The 19,073-nt window shown below is 41.4% G+C and carries 15 protein-coding genes; 5 read left to right on the forward strand and 10 right to left on the reverse strand.

What is annotated here, in order from left to right:
- Window positions 1–5: 5 nt before the first annotated feature.
- The 4 genes from MORIYA_RS13065 to MORIYA_RS13080 all read right to left on the reverse strand — a co-directional run bounded on the left by MORIYA_RS13065 (window position 6) and on the right by MORIYA_RS13080 (window position 7,455).
- Complete coding sequence (locus MORIYA_RS13065) at window positions 6–536, reverse strand: hypothetical protein (RefSeq protein ID WP_112715830.1); 531 nt, start codon at window positions 534–536, stop codon at window positions 6–8.
- A 14-nt stretch (window positions 537–550) separates the two neighbouring features.
- Window positions 551–3,832: a tetratricopeptide repeat protein gene (locus MORIYA_RS13070; RefSeq protein ID WP_112715832.1), complete on the reverse strand. Its 3,282-nt coding sequence runs from the start codon at window positions 3,830–3,832 to the stop codon at window positions 551–553.
- A gap of 44 nt (window positions 3,833–3,876) precedes the next feature.
- Window positions 3,877–6,648 carry an endo alpha-1,4 polygalactosaminidase gene (locus MORIYA_RS13075; RefSeq protein ID WP_232011626.1) on the reverse strand — a complete coding sequence of 924 codons (2,772 nt, stop codon included), beginning with the start codon at window positions 6,646–6,648 and terminating at the stop codon, window positions 3,877–3,879.
- A gap of 330 nt (window positions 6,649–6,978) precedes the next feature.
- Window positions 6,979–7,455 (reverse strand): hypothetical protein, encoded by a 477-nt coding sequence (locus MORIYA_RS13080; RefSeq protein ID WP_112715834.1) that lies wholly within the window; start codon window positions 7,453–7,455, stop codon window positions 6,979–6,981.
- Between the two features lie 97 nt (window positions 7,456–7,552).
- Between MORIYA_RS13080 and MORIYA_RS13085 the strand changes: the two genes are divergently transcribed.
- On the forward strand, window positions 7,553–8,383 hold the full coding sequence (locus MORIYA_RS13085) for an NAD(P)H-binding protein (protein ID WP_112715836.1): 831 nt from the start codon (window positions 7,553–7,555) through the stop codon (window positions 8,381–8,383).
- On the opposite strand, the gene MORIYA_RS13090 is transcribed toward MORIYA_RS13085, so the two are convergent.
- On the reverse strand, window positions 8,364–8,729 hold the full coding sequence (locus MORIYA_RS13090) for a nitrous oxide-stimulated promoter family protein (protein ID WP_112715838.1): 366 nt from the start codon (window positions 8,727–8,729) through the stop codon (window positions 8,364–8,366). The two genes, MORIYA_RS13085 and MORIYA_RS13090, sit on opposite strands and share 20 nt — an antisense overlap.
- 214 nt (window positions 8,730–8,943) lie before the next feature.
- Window positions 8,944–10,983, reverse strand: a complete 2,040-nt coding sequence (locus MORIYA_RS13095) for a protein-disulfide reductase DsbD family protein (protein WP_112715840.1) — start codon at window positions 10,981–10,983, stop codon at window positions 8,944–8,946.
- A 200-nt stretch (window positions 10,984–11,183) separates the two neighbouring features.
- On the opposite strand from MORIYA_RS13095, the gene MORIYA_RS13100 reads away from it, so the two are divergent.
- Entirely contained in the window at window positions 11,184–11,573 is a 390-nt protein-coding gene (locus MORIYA_RS13100; protein ID WP_112715842.1) for a SirB2 family protein, read from the forward strand.
- Window positions 11,574–11,583: 10 nt separating this feature from the next.
- Window positions 11,584–12,093, forward strand: coding sequence for a tellurite resistance protein (locus MORIYA_RS13105; RefSeq protein WP_112715844.1), 510 nt, complete (start codon window positions 11,584–11,586; stop codon window positions 12,091–12,093).
- Window positions 12,094–12,144: 51 nt separating this feature from the next.
- Here the strand turns inward: MORIYA_RS13105 and rplY are convergent, their stop codons facing one another.
- Complete coding sequence (rplY, locus tag MORIYA_RS13110) at window positions 12,145–12,432, reverse strand: 50S ribosomal protein L25 (RefSeq protein WP_112715846.1); 288 nt, start codon at window positions 12,430–12,432, stop codon at window positions 12,145–12,147.
- A gap of 460 nt (window positions 12,433–12,892) precedes the next feature.
- Between rplY and MORIYA_RS13115 the strand changes: the two genes are divergently transcribed.
- Window positions 12,893–14,581, forward strand: a complete 1,689-nt coding sequence (locus MORIYA_RS13115; protein ID WP_112715848.1) for a DUF342 domain-containing protein — start codon at window positions 12,893–12,895, stop codon at window positions 14,579–14,581.
- A 99-nt stretch (window positions 14,582–14,680) separates the two neighbouring features.
- Here the strand turns inward: MORIYA_RS13115 and MORIYA_RS13120 are convergent, their stop codons facing one another.
- Together MORIYA_RS13120 and asnC are read right to left on the reverse strand one after the other, a co-directional pair.
- Complete coding sequence (locus MORIYA_RS13120; RefSeq protein ID WP_112715850.1) at window positions 14,681–15,916, reverse strand: cystathionine gamma-synthase family protein; 1,236 nt, start codon at window positions 15,914–15,916, stop codon at window positions 14,681–14,683.
- A gap of 85 nt (window positions 15,917–16,001) precedes the next feature.
- Complete coding sequence (gene asnC / locus MORIYA_RS13125; RefSeq protein WP_112715852.1) at window positions 16,002–16,463, reverse strand: transcriptional regulator AsnC; 462 nt, start codon at window positions 16,461–16,463, stop codon at window positions 16,002–16,004.
- Window positions 16,464–16,732: 269 nt separating this feature from the next.
- On the opposite strand from asnC, the gene miaA reads away from it, so the two are divergent.
- Window positions 16,733–17,656: a tRNA (adenosine(37)-N6)-dimethylallyltransferase MiaA gene (gene miaA, locus MORIYA_RS13130; RefSeq protein ID WP_112715854.1), complete on the forward strand. Its 924-nt coding sequence runs from the start codon at window positions 16,733–16,735 to the stop codon at window positions 17,654–17,656.
- A gap of 113 nt (window positions 17,657–17,769) precedes the next feature.
- Here miaA and MORIYA_RS13135 read toward each other — a convergent pair whose 3' ends face one another.
- On the reverse strand, window positions 17,770–19,005 hold the full coding sequence (locus tag MORIYA_RS13135) for a dicarboxylate/amino acid:cation symporter (RefSeq protein WP_112715856.1): 1,236 nt from the start codon (window positions 19,003–19,005) through the stop codon (window positions 17,770–17,772).
- Between the last annotated feature and the right edge of the window lie 68 nt (window positions 19,006–19,073).

Raw genomic sequence — 19,073 nt, forward strand, 5'->3', positions numbered from 1 at the left:
TCCGACTACTCTGTAGTGGCAGCAGGGGCAAAATTGAGCCCATTAACTAACGTTTCAACAACGACGATCCCGGCGCCACTGACGCTTTCTCTCCCCCAACCGACACGACTACCGCTCGCTCGCCACAAGGTCTGATTATTGGCTGCGTTTTTAATTTCTAGCGTCAATCCGACTGCGGGCTCTGCATCTAAGCCATTTTTATAATGCCATTCTTGGACAGAACCGGTAATAATATAATCGGCGGGGTATGTGGCTAACCATGCTTCAGCATGCTTATACTTCGAGGTCTGATCGAGAATATCAGTTAAACTCTTGAGTGGTGTTTTTGGATAGATCACCGCATTAATGCCTTTACGATATAACTGAGAACTTAATATCTGTTCTGCTTTTTCTGCGGCGAGTGGTGTGCTCGAGTTATTTTGTAACGGCATAATAACCCATACAGCAGAGGCATTTAGAAGCGGACTATCCGGTGCGTTATAAGTTGAACACGCCGATAGCGCTAATATCATGGTAAAAATTAATGTTAATTTCATTCAAATCCCCTTTATTAAAAAGAATAAAAGTAACCAACAGATATTTCCAATGACTGCTCGCCGTTACGATCATGGCTTTGCCAATCAAGATGAAAATAGAGTTCATCGTTGCCAATAACAGGCCACCCGAGTCCCAGACCTAACAACAGTTCAGGCTCTGAAGTAACAAAATTATAACCAACGGCTGTATCTAACCAGTAACGGGGTTGAGCTAAACCATTGAACTGTCTGAGCTGTTCAGGTACGCCGGGCGCCCCTCTATATAACCGCTGACCTATTGCTAACCGTTGATAACTTGAACTAATAAAGTCATTACTGGTTATTTGCTGCGAGCCTTGCAACCAGTCCGAAATACCAAATAGTGGCCCTGAATTTAAGTCTGTATCATGCATGCTATAATCAGCATATATTTGCCATGCTGGGGAACTAAAAAACAACTGTTCTGTGACACGTAATGAACCACTCCAGCCAGTGCCTATCTCATCATCAAAACGTGTCGACATTTGGTGGTAACCTAACGTTAATGCCATACTAGTACGATTGCTGGGCTGATAATAAAACCCAGCATTAACCACATCATCACTGCCTGCCAGTGCCAATGCTTGACTTGCACGAATATCATTGTTTAACCCTGCGCCTAATTCTACCCGCCACATCCGATCGAACTGATGAATATAATTTACATTAAAACCAAGACGTTGATCACCCAAACCGTCTGCAATATCCACCCCAAATAACCATTCATTACGGTTAAATTGATAGCGAATCAGCCCACTTAAACGAAACTCATCATCTATGCTGCTATCAGAAAAAATGCCTGATGGCTCTGCCGTTTGGTAATAACTACTGAGTTGCCAATCTCCGTGTTTAAGCAGTTGATAATAATCGAGCTGTAAGGTATTTATATCCCACGTGGTATTGGCTATGTATTGACCTCGCAATGCCGAGCGACCATGCATCACGGTAATATAGCCATCTTTACCACTATCATCTTGATTGCCCCGGGAAGGCTGGGATAGTGAGGCGTACTCCTTGCCATATTGATAATGGCGCGCCGATATTGATGCTGTCGTTAATGTGTCAAGCTGCACCTGACCTTGCTCATTCGTCACATTTGCCAAAAAGTAATCCGCTAATGAAGTACGCTGCTGCCAAAATCGGATCGCATCGCTATTACCGGAAAGCTGCTGATATTGAAAAAATTGCGCGACTGAATTTACACTTGGGTTTAACAATGCCCGTGATGTCGTCAGCACAGCGGCCGCGGCATCACCCGCAATCAACTCTAATAACGAGTATTCGGGTACATAATCACTTGGTAACGTATCAAGTGTCTGTGACAGATTTTCTGCAAAATAACGACGTAATTTATAAGCATGTTCGTATAACTTTAACTCTTCTAGTAATGAAGCATAGTGGATCAATACCGTAATATCCGTCTTATCCGTTTTATCATTGGTGATTAAATATTTTCGATACCACATATCAGCATGTTGGAGATTAGCTAGCTGTTGTGTTAACACCGCAAAGGTCAGCTCAAATTCCGGGTTATCCCTTAATACAAGACCGTATGTATCATACAGTTCACGCATCGTATTAACGTCTTGGATCTCAATAGCCCACCATATATAGCTGTTTATCGTGGGGGTAAATAAATGCTCTGAGTTCAGTGATAATCGAAAGAAATGATGCGCATTTTTATATTGCTGCTGCTGAACAGCATACATAGCACGGTAATAATAGACATCTGCTCGATCTTTCATCGCATCATTTTGTAATGCGAGCTCCATCAACGATTTCAAACCAAAATCACGTTTCACCGTGCGACCAGAACGAGAACCAGCCGAAACCTCAGACTGATAGGCAATATTGATCGCCTCCAGCAGCAACGCTTGATTCTCAGTTTTGGCATATAACTGCACGAGTGTGGGGATATCTTGTTCGGTAAAAGGGCTGTGCAACTGAATATAACGATATACATCTATGTTGTTATCCGAGCGCTTAATCAATGCATCCTGACTTGCTAATGCCAACGGTTTTTGACTCAATTCCCATGATAAAAATGCCACCATGCGTAAATATGCGTCATCCGCCTTCAACCAATTAACCGGCTCAACGAGCACTTTTAGCGCATTCTCCGGTTGATTAAGCATAATATAGGCTTCAGCACACCGAACAGCATCAGAGAACCCTAACGAACGATGTTTTTTGAGTTGCTGATAAAGTTTGATCACGCGAGAATACTCATTGGTATAGCTATACAAACGGGCAAGTTCAATTATCAAGACCGTATCATCAGGGTGTTTACGCATTAACTTTTTGACACTTAATACCGTTACTGCTGTGCCTTGTGATTTTTCTAATGCGTTTAACCAATCTGCATATTCATCCGGTAATAATCGATCTATGTCGGCAAGTTCATCATAAAATAGTCCTTCATGATAAATATCGCCTAACGCTTTAGTCTCTTCTATCGCATCACGCAATTGTGGCTCCGAAGGATATTTGTCAACCAGCAATAAACTTATTTCAAATGCTTTCGTTATGTGTCCCTGCCAGCGATAAATTTTATGCAGGCTGAGCAAGTCATCTTTGATTTGTTGCGTATTGTGCGGACTATTGACCTTAACATGCGCCGCTATACCTTTTTTATCATACGTCAAACCCAGGCTTTCAGAGAGCAGCGCTAACGCAGTCGTATAATCAGAAATTTGTAATGCTAACGAGATCAACTCGTCATAACTTATTTCATCACTACCTAAGTGTGGCTTCAATATAGATAATGCGTATATCGGCATATTCAATGAGAGTGCCAGATCAGCAAACCGACGGGCTAACATCACGTTGGGAATATGCTTGGTATTATCAAACAACTGCTCAACTTTGCTAATTGCATAGGCATTTAACTGAGGATTTTCCGAGTATGCCCCCGCCATAACAGCATCTACATAAAGCGCATGAGCATGCCAGTCTTTGTTACTTTCAGATCCGTTCAGCAGCGATTCGATGACATCAATGGCCCCTCGAATATTCCCTAATTGATGAATATTTTTCGCTATCAGCAATTTTATTTGTCGATTATCCGGATCCCTATCTAACAACTCAGTCAAAAATGACAAGGATATCTCAGGGGATGTCGAACGCGAAATGAGTGTCAGTAATGTCGCTTTCGTCGGGGCAATTAACCATAACGCATAGACTGCGGATAGCACGAGCAAAGTGAGCGGACCAAGTGCTAAGATCCGAATACGTGAACTGGTTTTTTTGGGGTTTACTTCGTTAGAACTATTTTTCATAATAGACCTTATTTATCTAACATCCCTTACTGAGTTAACGTCCCTTATTTACAATATATTGAACCAGAGAATTGCCCTGACTCTGACGATTCTAAAACCAATGTTTTATCCGCCAGTCGCGATGATTTTAATGGCTTATTCGCCTTAACTGTACAGTGACTGGCATTGGCAATTTCCAACTTAAATGGTACATAACTGTGAAATCCCCAGTTAATATGATCATTGTTGTCAACCCATTTAGTCAGTATTCCGTTGGCGCTGGATAATCGCACTTGTTGATGATTTTTGTCTGACAGTGTCAGCTGTGTTCGAGGTGATATTAAGGTAATGTATTTACCATCAGGTCCATTGTTCCAACCTGCTATGTTGCTCTGATTTATAACCGGAAAGCCGAGTTCATTGGCTAATCTAAGGCTCCGTACACCGGTGGAGTTAACCAACCAACGACCGTCTAAGGTTTTCGCTAAACTGGTTTCATACAGCTGTCTTGCTCTTGCCGAATACTCACTGATATATAAAGGGGTCACTTGTTGGGCCAGCGCCCAATCATATACTTTAATCAGACTATTTAATGATGCGGGGTAAGCGCCTGAATACATATGATAATAAATACTAATGGATTTTAAGCGACGTGGATGACCTAACAAATCAAACGTTTCAATGGTTCTCTCGTAACCATCATGGTTTTCACTCCATAAATTGGTATACAAATTTTCATTTAATACCGGCGCATAGACTTGCACACTTGAAGGATACCAAACGATTGTGGGTGACACGTTTGACCAATCATTATCACCGGTCACTGCAAAGGTATTACCGCCGTTTAAGTTAAATAATCCCGCATTATCAGCCATGGCGAGTGTCGCTTCATCAGGATCAGCTTTCCCTGACCATAAGATAACATTCACTTTTTTGCCTTTGGGTGCGAGCGTCTCTTTAATGTAACTAATTGAACCCAGTACTTCTTGTTCATAATCCAGCTTGTAATTGGGGATCGGTAAATGTTCACCGTATTTTTTAGTGACCACTTTATGACTGTTATCCCAAAAAAATGGATGACTAAAGGTATGTGACGCAATTTCGATGTGTGGTAATTTAAAAATATCACGGGCTATGGCTTCAAGTTTCGGGCTTTGTTTTGGATATAAGCCACGCATGCTAATTTCCCCTTCAATTACCGACACGGTTTGCGGAAAGGTATAAGGCTTAAACACATGATCACGTAATACTTCAGCTGTATAAGGGTTACCCGGAAACCAACCTTTAGATAAAAAACCATCGCCATCTACATGGCTGGTTAAAATCCGGCGACCCGATTCGGTCGTTACATCAGGCGCAGGAATAACAGGTAATTTCAGTGTTAATTTAAGGAGCTTAAAAGGATCAAGCAGCCACTTTTCTTTATGGTTAGCTAAATTAGATATCGGTAATGGTGCCATGATCGCCCCACCCCAGTCGGCACTAAAAAATAAGGTCGATGTGTTATTATGCGCATCAGCAACCGTAACATACTGCTTCAGCCCATCACTCTCAACTTGCCAGCGAGGATGCGCATCAAATTCACTGAACGACAGAGGATAACGATCTTCAAGCCATTTCTTGCCTTTGGTTATCCTTATTTTACCCTCAAGTTGCCCGTTTAACCGAATGCCTAATTTAGCCAGTAATGCTTTGTCCGTTGGTAATGAACTGATAAATAAGATTGGCCAACGATATAATTCTCGGATTAACCACTGCGATAGTTTGGGATATTGATTATAGACAGCTTGCTCTAACCAAATAACGGCACCGGCATATTTACTGGTATCAATATGACTAAAATCAAGTGAATTAATATCATGACAGTCAAGCACATAACCTTGATATTCAATTGGCATGGAGACTAAACGATGACAATATGAATCAACTTTTCGTTCATTCGCCCCATTATATAAACCAAATATCCGCTTAGGTATAGGTTCAATCGTACTGACCCCAAACTCATACAATAAACCATCACTGACATAAGGTGTGTAGCCAGCGCGAATCAATCGCTTCGCAAGTTTAATTTGTGCTTTACGTGAGCGTGTCGGTAAATAATCAATAACGATGGCTTCAATGCCTTGCGCTTTAACCGCATCGAGTTGGTCTTGTAACCATCGACTGTCACCCTCCTCGACAGGACTATATATACCTTCAATCGGGTCATAACTCTGCCACAATGATTCTGCTACAACCGCTTCAATCGGTTTTTCCAATTGCGGTACAATGGCAAAACCACGATTAAGGATCAGTCTAGGTTGCGGCGTTAACTGCTGAAAACGTCGAACAATATTAATTAAGGCATCTTGCTGTTCTTGCTGTGCAACGCCCTGCGAAAATAACATGTAGCTATCGAGTGTATCTAAAAATAAGCCATCAAAACCTTTATTTAAATACGCTTGTGCTTGCTGGAGTAAATGGGATTGCCAAATGGGTTCGGTGAGATCCATGGCGTAACTCTGCCAGGTGGTATTTTCGGTCATGGCGGCATCACGTAATGATGCGGGCAATTTAGCATTGGCAAATTCACCAACGCTGATATAAGCAAATACCCTCGTTTGTGCTAGATGCAGGGTTTTAAGTTGTTTTTCACTGATCAGAACAGGGTTAACCACAACACGGTCATAGCTCATCAGTTCACGAACAGAATCAATGGCATTGTAGTAAAAAATGATAGATTTAGGTTGCTCAACGGCGTTAGAAAATGTGACTACATCGGCCAGTGAATTAGCGTGAGCATTTGCGCTTAAAAAACACCACATAATAAATGGTTTTATATACTTAATCAATCGCATAGATAACCTTAATTGTAACCAATACCCACGATCACAATTAGCTGCGAATACCGCCGCAACAGATAAATAACGTGATTCAACCGTGATGTACGATGTTATATTTCGGTAATCCATAACCAAAAAGCATATTTGATTAAATGATAGATGTAAATTTGATATCTGCCAGCGAAGCAGAAAGAGAAGCAGCAGATTCTATAAACATGTACATTTAAGCACTTGAATTACTTATTTGGAAAGCGTTAAAAAAATTATATAAATATTGCATAGGGCAAAGATAACGAGACAGGAGGTGTCACTGCATGCCTTTATTTTTACGACACACAGCATCTATTATTTACTTACGATTGCGCGACTTAAATATTCAACTAAGGCCTCAGAAAGCTCTAACCATTCCTCTTCAGGCACATATGCGCTTGGATCATCTTCATCATACTCACCAAATTCTTCCCAATACACTTCGCGTACTGCACACGCAAAGTCATTGTTTAATTCAGCCATTTCGGCAATGCTGCCAAACCAAATAATATGGCGTAAATCGACTGTTAACTCATTCACGTTTTCAATCCATTCCGCATCTGAGTACGTTTGCTGTTGCAGTACTTTAAAGCGCCGTTTTGCCGCATGAACTAACGCGCCATCCATTCCGCCAGTGTCGGCCAGAATAGTCAGATACTCATCATAAATAAACTCAATGGCCTGTTCGCGGCTATTACACCAGTGTAGCTTAGTGCCTCTGTTGCCTAATACTGATGCATTGTAAGAATCATCAATATGCACGATAGCCCAGCTATCTGTAGATCTACTCATGGTTTTCTCTTTAGTTTATGTAATGACAGATTATCAATCGCTATTATAACCAAAAATCGTTACGCTTGTATCTAACTAGATAATACAGACAACGGATATGAGCACAAATAAACAACCGAACATTGCAATCATCGGCGCGGGCTGGTTAGGTAAACCGCTAGCACGACAGTTATTATCGCAAGACTATCCGCTTACAGTCAGTTGCAGCCATACAGAAAAAGCAGCAAGTTTAGTCGCTCAAGGTATCCCAGCAGTAAGCGCTACCCTTAGCGATGAACCACAAGGGGATTGGGCAAGCTTGTTAAGCAATAAAGATATTGCCATTTGCCTGCTGCCAGCCAGTAGAGGCAATCATGCCAATGCACCATTAGCGGTGCAAATTGCACAGTTGTTAGCGCTACTCAACAAATACCAAGTGGGTAAATTTATTTTTATTAGTTCCACCAGTATTTATCACAAAACAGATCAAATACTGACCGAAACATCACCTTTAAATTCAAGTAGTACTGTGTATGCGGCAGAACAGTTAATTCAGCAACAACAGGATATTGATTGCACCATTATCCGCTTTGCCGGGCTGATTAGCGCAGATAGAAATCCAACGCGCAGCTTATCGAAAAAGAGTAGCGACGGACATATCTTTGATGCGGGAGGATCACCGGTAAACCTCATTCATCAACATGATGCGGTTGGGGTTATTGAGCAAGTGATCAAACAACAATGTTGGGGAGAAATTTTCAATGCCTGTTGCGATCACCATGCCAGCAGACAAGATTTCTATCAGCAAGCGGCCAAACAACTGGGGATCACCATGCCCAGCTTTACAGCCGAGAACAGCAAACCACATTGCATCATTGCCAACGAGAAGTTAAAGCAACGATTAAACTACCAATTTAGCCATCAGTCCGCTACAGATTTAGTAACTTAGGCTTTGGCATTTGGCTTGGTTTGAGACTATCAAAACAATATAACGACATGAGAATAGGATGACGAAACCAAATGCGCAGGCGGCCCCAACGAGAAATAGTCCTTACTTGTTTGGAGACAACGGGGGTATAACATACAGCAGTGCAGGTTACACAGGTGGGTTTTTCGATACCGCTTTCACAAAATGCCAGTTTACGTGCGGTCATTTGTTGTAAACGTTCGCACTCACGACACACCTTGCCTTGGTAAACATGATGCTGTTTACAATACATAGTGATCATTGCATTTTGTAGGCGCATTTCACGGTTTAAACGTGGCTGCGCTAAAATTTCAGTAACTGTTTTCATCGTATATCTATTTTATCTGTTCGCCAAGTTAACGATTTAGTAAATACGTCAATCACTTGGCTCAACAATAAAATGAGTCTTGTATAAATTCAGAAGAGCGCAATTAGAACAGTAAAATAATCGAACTGCAAGACAAAAAACAGGCGTTCAGTTTACATTCGCTTTTTTCCTTACCTTGTTTATCACGCAGTAATAATACCACAAGATGTCATATTTATTGACCGGCCTGCGTCAATCCCACTCTCACCACATCCTTGGTAAGCAACTCAGGTAATAACTTTCCCTGCGGTAATGCTGGACCAAACACCTGATTAAATGGAATGGCATAACGCCCATAACGTTTGAGATAAGCTTCAATTTGACTATCCGGTTTAGTCCAGTCTCCCTTCATCGCCACAACATTGTCCGCATTTAGGCGGGCAACAATATCACTACGTTGCAACACGGCACGCTCATTCACCACACAGGTGATGCACCAATCGGCGGTAATATCGATAAACACGGTTTTTCCTTCCGCTACATAACCCGCAATTCTTTCTGGCTCAAATACCTGCCAATGAATTGCTGATCCAGACTGAATCTCATTACGCTGTAATAACGACTCTGATTCAGGCGACCAAATGATGGTATTCGCCAACAGTAGATATATTGCCAATGTCATGACCAGTGATTTAGGCCCAGGTTTCACGAGCAAGAGTATTACCATGGCACAAATGGTGACGCTAAAAGTGACCCACAACATCATGCTTGAATGGGCTTGCAGTAGCCAAATCAGCCACACTAACGTCGCGCACAATAACGCCGCTAAAAACTGACGAAAGCGTACCATCCACATGCCTGGTTTTGGCATTACTTTCACGCTATTTGGCCACATCGCGATAAGTAAATATGGCAGTGATAAACCCAAGGCTAAGCCACTGAATATCACCATAATTTGCCAACTTGAACCCGCCAGTGCAAAGGCAACCGCGGTACCTAAAAAAGGCGCAGAGCAAGGCGTTGCTAATAACACCGCAAAGATGCCTTGATAAAAATGGCCTTTATTAGAACCGGACAATTTATCCATTAAACTTTGTGGTAATTGCACATCAAATTTATCCAGGAGATTTAATGCGAATAACAGCAGCACTGGAATCATTATCAATAAAAATGCTGCTGACTGAAATTGCACCCCCCAGCCAAAACCAACACCAAAATATTTAAGGGCAATAAACAGTAATGCCAACAACCAAAACGCCACAAAAATACCGGCAGCACTCAATAGAAAATTAGCCCGTCGTTGCGCACTCGATTCACAGACCGATTCAACCACACCTAATAATTTAATCGACAATACCGGTAATACACACGGCATTAAATTAAGAATAAAACCACCCACAACCGCCAGCAGCAACATATAGATCCAACTTGGTAAGGTTTTTTCAATAACGGTTCGCGTGATTGTATCGGTAAACGTAATACCGCCTTGTGCGAAGGTTAATGTTACTTTCAGTGCTTGCTGAGGATCGAGTCGTGCTGGTGTGCCAGCCATGTCTTCAGCCCGCATAATTAACCGGGTCACACCGTCTTGCTGACTAATTTGTGGTTGACTAAATAAGGTAAAATCCACGCCTTCAACAAAACCGTCAAGCACTGGCGTTGTTAACCCTGCCACTTCAATTAATAATTGCGATGATGCACTGTCCCAGCCGAGTTGCTGGACAGATGCCGACGTGGTATGCATATTAACCGGAACATTCGCGACATAAGGTTGTAGCTCCGCACTCGACGCTTTATCGATACTGCTTGCTATAGCGGGAAGGCTTAATGCGAGATTAACTTGCGTACGTATACACACTTCACGACACACTAACAATGTGATTTTAGCTTTTAACGCTAACGCTTTACTTGGATCAGTAACCGTCACTTGCAAAGGATAAATAACTTCGTGTTTGTAACCATACGTCTCAACGTCATACACCATCATGCGTTGCGGCACCGGCCATAACCATTCAACACCCGCTAAATTTTCAGATCCTTGCCAGTCAATACTCGGAGGGGCACCGGCTAGTCCAGGCGAACTCCAGTAGGTTTTCCACTCATCATCTAAGGTTATTTTTAACCCCATGGATAATACCGTTGCGCCGTTCACGCCATTCGCCGTTGATAATAACTGCACACTAGCCACTTTCGCAGCAGGATCAAACGCAGTTGCACTTTGCTCGGCATAGGCAAAGGAAGCAAGTAATAGGCAGATTAAAATATAAAATCGCATTCAATAAGTTCCCAATTTATACGCTGTGTGTATCTTAAGTCAGTCATCTTAAGATTATACCTCATTCATTATCTAACCCCGCCAGAATTAGATATACTTCTCGCCGAAAACTTCACTAACACGCGTATTAAGGCGGATACTAAATCCCCCCCCCCCCTTAATCGATTTAATCACATCACTTTTTACAATGGGCAATTAAAATGGATTACGCATTTGTTAAACACATGCACATGGGCATCGCTTACCTTAGTATCAGTTTCTTTATTTTTCGTTCAGTCTTATCGGTCACAGAATCTGGATTATTACAGAATAAGCTAATCAAAATATTGCCGCACGTCATTGATACCTTTCTTCTATTGCTTGCAGGTCATTTAATGATGACAATCCAACAATATCCGTTTGCTGATGCTTGGTTAACCGCAAAATTAATCGCGCTTATCGCTTATATTATCGTGGGTACAGTTGCCATTAAACGTGGTAAGACAGCCACAATACGCTTATGGGCAAGTGTGGCGGCGATAGCGATTTTTGCTTATATTCTTGGCGTCGCAAAAAGCCATGATGTGATGTCTTGGTTAGCACTCGCTTAAGGAAACTAGCATGATTGCATCGGCACTATTACAGCAATACAGCACGTTATTCCACCCCTCTGGTAAACCCGTTCTCGATCTAGCCTGTGGTGCTGGTCGTAATGGTTTATATTTACATCAACAGCAGATACCCACTATTTTTGCCGACCAAAATCCAACGGCATTAGCGAGTATAACGGATGCATCTAGTGTGAGTGCCGAGCAATGCTGGCAAGTTGACTTTGAAAATGGCGACAAACAACTACAATCCAATCATTATCAAGGCATAGTGGTATTTCGATATTTGCATCGGCCGTTAATTGACGATATCAAGCAAGCAGTATGTTCTGGTGGCATTGTGATCTATGAAACGTTCACTGTCGAAAACAGACAATTTGGTCGACCTAATCGTGATGCATTTCTATTACAGTTAGGAGAATTACAAGCGATGTTCAGCGACTGGGAATGTTTACATTATTTTGAAGGCATTGAACGTAACCCTGACCGCGCTATTGCACAGATAGTCTGTAAAAAACCATAAAAAAAGCGCCATGCTGAATCATCAACATGGCGCCCTTATCACTATCCGTTATTAAGCACGGATGAAGTCAATGTGTTGTAATTTTGGCTTGAACGCGTGACGTTGTAGCGCTTTCACTGTCACAGCAACTTCTTTACCATCAACAACAAGCGTGATCACTGAAGAGAAGAACTCTTCGTCAAGTTGTGCGTTGTTAACGATATCGTGTTCTAATTCGATAGAGATAGCTTCTTCGCCTTTACCGTAGATTACAGCAGGGAATTTGTTAGCGTGACGTAGGCGGCGGCTCGCACCTTTCCCTAGGTCTGAACGTACTTGTGCTTCAAAAGTGAAAGACATAATCTTTTCCTAATATAAGTAGTAATAATTGGATCTGAACTAAAATTCAGACCAGTAAGCGTCTTTTAACTGCTGCCTGCGACCGGGCAACAACAGTATAATTAACGGGGGCGGATAATACCATGCCCGCATTATCACAACAAGTAAATGCGCATAACTAAAAGCAGAAAGCGTCTTTCTATAACGCAAAAAATAGCATTTAACTATCTTGACGCGCTATTTTTGCAAGTAAATTATGCACCAGTATCGACATAAAACCGCTATAAACGTCCCCAACTTAAAAGTAAACATTAATATATCGCCACATAGCAATACAATAAATCAATTTATTAACAAAGTCAGTTTAAGATCACTAAACCGAGCATTTCAATACGCTAATACTACTTTTGGCGAAGTTTATACTGCTATAATCGAGAAACTAACTCCCCCTAATAGCAACGCTAACATTTTAGGATCTTGTATGCTGGACGCAGAATTAATTAGATTAAGCGAAGACAATAATCAAGTCGAAGTCCGTCTGATCCCAAATAAACACGCGCCACTCACAGTACCTAATTTACTGGGTTTGCTCAATATTAAGCCTTTCAATCAATTATCCCCTATTCTTGCTAATCTTGAAGAAGCAGTAAGTCAAATAAATATGCTCAGTGATAAGCGAGCCGGTGCTGAAGAGTTTCTATTTATTTTAGCAGAACGGCATAACGGTAAAATTGAAATCATACTGAACAAAGATAACATGCAAGCGGAAGTAAATTTAACCGCGGGCTGGGGCGATCATCAAATTGAACTTGCTGATATTTTAGATGAACTCAGTAACAATAATATCCATATCGGTATTGATAAGCAGAAGATCACCGTACAACTCAAACAACTCTCGATACTATCACCCGGTGAACAAATTAAGATTATTGTTGCCGAAGGTCAGTTGCCTATTCATGGCAAAAATGCCGAATTAAAACGCCAAGTATCATTAGCCCGAGAACGTTTATTACAGCCGCAATTAAAAGCGGATGGTAATGTTGATATGCGTAATCTGGGTGAAATAAATCTGGTACAGGTGAACGATGTATTAATCGAAAAAATACCGGCTGATGATGGCACCAAAGGGTTTGATCTACTCGGTAAAGAACTGTTACCCACATCAGGTAAAGACACCAAGCTACAGGCGGGTCCAGGCACCTGTATTGACCCTAACAATCCATTAAGATTACTTGCCACCATGACAGGACAAGCAGTCGAGGTCAGGGGCGTATTACAAATTGATGATATGCTGACAATTAAAAATGTTGATATCGGTACAGGTCATATTACGTTTAAAGGCAGCATCCTGATCACAGGTAACGTTGATGCCGAAATGATCGTTAAAAGTAGTGGTGATATTACTGTGATGGGATTTGTTGATTCCGCGACCTTAGAAGCGGAAGGCGATATTATTGTCCACAAAGGTATTTTAGGGCGGCAATTAACCAATATAAATAACAATTACAATCATCAACTCGCGACCAAAATTATTGCTCAAGGGCAAATACGCGCTCAATTTGTGCAATACTCAGAACTCACCGCAACCGGGAACATTACCATCACCAAGCAGTTACTGCACAGCGTTACCCATACGAAAGGGAAACTTACCGTAAGCGATGGCTTTAATCGCCGGGGCGATATCGTGGGTGGCAGGGTTAATGCAAATAATGGCATTAACGTGGTCAGCATTGGCGCCACATCAGGAACAAAAACTGAAATTTATTGCGCAATGCAAGAAGACCAGATCCGGGTACAAGTACACGACCGTAGCGAAAAATTGAAGACCTTAGTGGAAAAAGATAACTCACTGTGGATTAAGATTAATAATCTACCGCCAAAAGACAAATGGAAACACGATCACGGTGTCGTTACTGAAATAAAAGAAATGCTGTATGAGAAAAATAGATTCAACCAGCAACGCGTTAATGATGAGGTAGAATTACAGCAGTTGCAACTTGAGCTAGACCAATACTACCAAGTACATCTGATTAATGTCGGGAAATGTATTTTTGATAATGTAACCTTGCATATCGGCTCAGCAGCCACAATAACCCAGCGTGAATACGGTCCTTGTCGCGTGATCCACAAAGATAAGCAAATTGACTTTGATTATAGCAAGCACAACTAGGTAACGATAAATAATTCATATCAAGTTATACCATCATAAACAGACAGGCCTAAGTGATCACTTAGGCCTTTATTTCAATACAATACAAACTTAACAAATTTAAAGATTGGCTAATGCTTGGGTAAAGTCAGCCAGTAAATCATCGGTATCTTCAATACCAATCGAACAACGGATCATGTTTTCACTGATCCCCGACTCTTGACGTGCCGCGAGACCGATTTCATGGAAAATAGTCGGTGCGACAGGCAGTGCTAAGCTACGGTTATCACCTAAATGCGTGGCACTAATAACCAGTTTCAATGCATTCAAGAATTGGCAACAATCCAAGCCTTCTTTCAAGTCTAAACTTAACATTGACCCTGATGCAGAAAATAACGATTTAGCACGGGCATATTCAGGATGCGATTCTAAACCTGGATAATAAACACGTTCAACTTTCGGATGATTCTCTAACATTAATGCTAAAGCCAATGCCGAACTTGACGATTGTTTTACACGCAGCGCCATTGTTTCTGAACCTAGCGCTAATTGGCCAGCCGCTTCAGAACTCAGGCAAGCGCCCATGTCACGCAGCCCTTTCTTCTTCATTTGCGCATAACCCCACATAGCCGGATCACCTTTACGGTACGCTTCAAAGATATTTGGATATTGTGACCAATCAAATAAACCCGTGTCAGTGACTGAACCACCGATAACATTACCGTGACCACCAAAATACTTGGATAGTGACGTCACAATAAGATGACATTTCACCGCTTTAGGCTGGAATAAATAGGCTGACGTTAAGGTATTATCAACAACATATAGCAGCCCTTTGGCATCACACAACTCGCCAATCTCAGCTAAATCACAAACTTGAGTCGCCGGATTAGCAATGGTTTCTACAAACACCATTTTGGTATTGGCTTGGCAAGCCGCGGCAACGTTAGCCACATTGGTAGCATCAACGAGTGTCACTTCAATACCAAAACTTTTTAAAGTACCAAATACACTTGACGTATTACCAAATAAGAAACGGCTGGCAACAATATGATCGCCACCTTTTAATAACGTCAGAAATACCGCGACAATCGCCGCCATACCAGAGCTAAAACAAAGTGATGCTTTACCCTGTTCCATTTCGCAGATCATGTTTTGTAACATATCAATCGTTGGCGTCGCTTGACGAGCATAAGCTTGGCCAATTTGGCGACCTTGGAAGATATCGATAAGATCGTGAATGTCATCATAACCGTAAGTAGCAGAGTTATAAATTGGTGCATGAATAGCCCCAAACTCTAAATTTTGGTTGTGATCATGATGAACTAAATGAGTAGTAAATCCCTGCTCTTTCATTGTTATTCCTTCATACAACAAATTGACGTTAACCTCATTATTGATCAGGATGAGGTTAACTTATAGCATTTATGTCATCTTATCATTACGGGTGAACACCACGACTAATTGGATTTTGTAATGAGATCAATGTTTCGGTCGACTGTACTTCTTCAATCTGTTGAATTTTATCAATCAGTACTTTTTGTAGTTCATCAATCGAACGCGTCATCAACTTCACAAAAATATTATAATTACCCGTTGTGTAATATGCTTCAACGACTTCATCTAACGCTTTTAATTGCACCAACGCAGAAGGATAATCCTTTGCGCTTTTTAGATTAATACCAATAAAACAACACACGTCATAACCGAGCTTTTTAGGGCACACTTCAACTTTAGTGCCTAGAATGACACCTGTTGTTTTCATTTTTTCGACACGAACATGAATAGTACCCGCACTTACGTTAAACTTTTTTGCCAGTTCAGCATAAGGTACACGCGCGTTAACCATGAGTGCATTAAGGATTTTTTTATCTAATTCATCAAGATTAGCATTAAGCGACATTACAACTTTTCCGATCATAAGTAATAATACAAGAAGTCGATTATAACGCTAAAATCCTAATCATCTAGCGTATAATTTGAATAATCTTGAAAAAACAGCCCCTTTTTGACTGCATAACTGCAATTTTGTCACTACATCATTCATTAATAGCTTAATTTACCAAACTTAAATGCATTTTATGACAAAGTTAAAAAGACTGTTGGTCACATAGCCTGCTTGAGTTACTATTTCAGTCTGCACACAGCGCAATTATTTATTCAGGTAACTTAATGTCTCAACACCAATACAACCTTATCGTCGTACTCGGCGCAACCGCATCGGGAAAGACACGTTTAGGTGTCGACCTGGCGAAACAATTGAACGGAGAGGTGATCTCGGCTGATTCTCGACAAGTCTATACAGGGCTCGATATTGGTTCAGGCAAAGATTTAGCTGAATACGGTGATGTGCCATATCACTTGATTGATATTATCGAACCCGGTAAAGAATATAACGCCTTTCAATTTCAGCGCGATTTCTTCCTCGCATTTAACGACATTAACCAACGAGGCAAGTTGCCCCTGCTTGTCGGTGGTACCGGTTTATACATTGATGCTGTCGTAGCCGGTTATGAATTTGTGCAAGTCGATAAAAATATTAGTCAGCGTGAGCAATTTGCCGATATCTCATTAGCAGATGTGCAACAAATTTTACTTGAGCTAGACAGCGATGCGTATCAAGTCACTGATATTACTGTGCGCCCGCGTTTATATCGCGCCATTGAAATAGCCCAGCATGAAAACTCACTGACGACGCCGCCGATAAAAACAGCTTTACCCGATATTAAGCCACTCTATTTTGGCCTTAAATGGGACAGAGCCGTATTACGGCAACGCATTACCCTGCGTTTAAAAGAACGCTTAGAAAACGGCATGATCGAAGAAGTAGAAGGCTTATTAGCGCAAGGCGTAAGCCATGAAAAATTGGCATACTTTGGTCTTGAATACCGTTTTGTCAGTCAGTATATTGCAGGTAAAATAAGTGATGAAGACATGTTTGCTCAACTCAATGTCGCCATCCATAAATACGCGAAGCGTCAAGATACTTGGTTTAGAAGAATGGAGCGCCAAGGTGCAACAATCCATTGGTTAGAGGGCACTGGCGATATCAACCAACAAGCACAAGCTGTATTAAGTCAATTTCAACAAAGTTAACACCTTATCGCGAATAATAAATTTAAACCATCATTACCAATCATAAAAAAGCCACACCGTATAGGCGTGGCTTCTTATCTTATTAACTTAAATATTTATTATCTAAGTTAATATTATTTAGTTACTTGATGCTCTGGATTATATTTATCCATTACCACGGCACAAACAGCATCACCGGTAATATTCAATGCCGTACGCACCATATCAAAGATACGGTCTAACGCAAATAATAGTGGTAGACCTTCGATTGGAATACCCGCCGCTAATAATACCGCAACCACAAGGAATGATGGTCCAGGTACGCCTGCTTGACCAATCGCACCTAATGTCGATGTAAAGATAATCGCAGCATAAGCCGCCATGCCTAATTCAACATTAAACATTTGTGCAAAGAACACAGCGACGAGGCCGTAATAAATAGCATTACCACTCATGTTGATCGTCGCACCTAGCGGTAATACAAACGATGCAGTTGAGTTAGCAATGTTTAATTCTTTTTCACATACTTCCAACGTCACTGGCAATGTCGCCATTGATGACGCCGTCGATAATGCTAACGCTTGTGGTTTCTTCATTGCTGACATGAATTTCAGTACTGGTGTATCAGAGAAGAATTTCACTACAAGTGGATAGAAGATAAAACCATAGATAATGATCGCAGCGATATACACAACAAATAGCTTCATCACCACAGCTAGCGCACTAAAGCCAAACGTACCAACCGACTCTGCCATCAGACCAAATACACCAATTGGGGCAATAACCATCACGCAATTAATCATCCATACGAATGCATCAATAATGGTCTGTAAGCCATCCATAATAGGTTTTGCACGTTTACGTTCAACTTTCGTTAATGCAATACCAAAGAAGATACTGAATACTAAAATTTGGAGAATGTTACCACTGCTTAACGCACTAAAAACGTTAGTTGGGATCATGCCAATAATAGTATCAAATACACCCGGCAATGCACCCTGTTCAGCAGTTACAACGGCTAAACCTGCAGCATGTTTAGAAAAATCAACACCCGCGCCCGGTTCAAATACCGTCCCCATCACTAACGCAAGTGCCACTGCAATGGCAGACGTCAACATGAAAAATACAAATGTACCTACACCAATTTTACCGGCAGAAGGACTATCACCTAGATTCGCCGCACCCGCAATAATCGATACTGCAACAAGTGGGATCACTAACATTTTGATCAGATTAATGAACAAGGTACCCAATGGCGCAAAAATGGCCGCGCCTTCACCCATAAAGGCACCGACTGCGGCGCCGACAATCATAGCGACTACAACTTGAAATCCAATATTTTTAACTATACTTTTTTTATCCTTAAGCAAAACACTCTCCTAACAAGGCCATAAGCAATATATTATACGTTAACGAAAAAACGCGGCGAAGATAACAC

The sequence above is a fragment of the Moritella yayanosii genome (assembly GCF_900465055.1).
Taxonomy (GTDB): Bacteria; Pseudomonadota; Gammaproteobacteria; order Enterobacterales; family Moritellaceae; genus Moritella; species Moritella yayanosii.

Bases quoted from the DNA above. Each gene is read 5' to 3' on its own strand.
- MORIYA_RS13065 (WP_112715830.1), bottom strand. From the start codon at position 536: ATGAAATTAACATTAATTTTTACCATGATATTAGCGCTATCGGCGTGT.
- MORIYA_RS13070 (WP_112715832.1), bottom strand. From the start codon at position 3,832: ATGAAAAATAGTTCTAACGAAGTAAACCCCAAAAAAACCAGTTCACGT.
- MORIYA_RS13075 (WP_232011626.1), bottom strand. From the start codon at position 6,648: ATGCGATTGATTAAGTATATAAAACCATTTATTATGTGGTGTTTTTTA.
- MORIYA_RS13080 (WP_112715834.1), bottom strand. From the start codon at position 7,455: ATGAGTAGATCTACAGATAGCTGGGCTATCGTGCATATTGATGATTCT.
- MORIYA_RS13085 (WP_112715836.1), top strand. From the start codon at position 7,553: ATGAGCACAAATAAACAACCGAACATTGCAATCATCGGCGCGGGCTGG.
- MORIYA_RS13090 (WP_112715838.1), bottom strand. From the start codon at position 8,729: ATGAAAACAGTTACTGAAATTTTAGCGCAGCCACGTTTAAACCGTGAA.
- MORIYA_RS13095 (WP_112715840.1), bottom strand. From the start codon at position 10,983: ATGCGATTTTATATTTTAATCTGCCTATTACTTGCTTCCTTTGCCTAT.
- MORIYA_RS13100 (WP_112715842.1), top strand. From the start codon at position 11,184: ATGGATTACGCATTTGTTAAACACATGCACATGGGCATCGCTTACCTT.
- MORIYA_RS13105 (WP_112715844.1), top strand. From the start codon at position 11,584: ATGATTGCATCGGCACTATTACAGCAATACAGCACGTTATTCCACCCC.
- rplY (WP_112715846.1), bottom strand. From the start codon at position 12,432: ATGTCTTTCACTTTTGAAGCACAAGTACGTTCAGACCTAGGGAAAGGT.
- MORIYA_RS13115 (WP_112715848.1), top strand. From the start codon at position 12,893: ATGCTGGACGCAGAATTAATTAGATTAAGCGAAGACAATAATCAAGTC.
- MORIYA_RS13120 (WP_112715850.1), bottom strand. From the start codon at position 15,916: ATGAAAGAGCAGGGATTTACTACTCATTTAGTTCATCATGATCACAAC.
- asnC (WP_112715852.1), bottom strand. From the start codon at position 16,463: ATGTCGCTTAATGCTAATCTTGATGAATTAGATAAAAAAATCCTTAAT.
- miaA (WP_112715854.1), top strand. From the start codon at position 16,733: ATGTCTCAACACCAATACAACCTTATCGTCGTACTCGGCGCAACCGCA.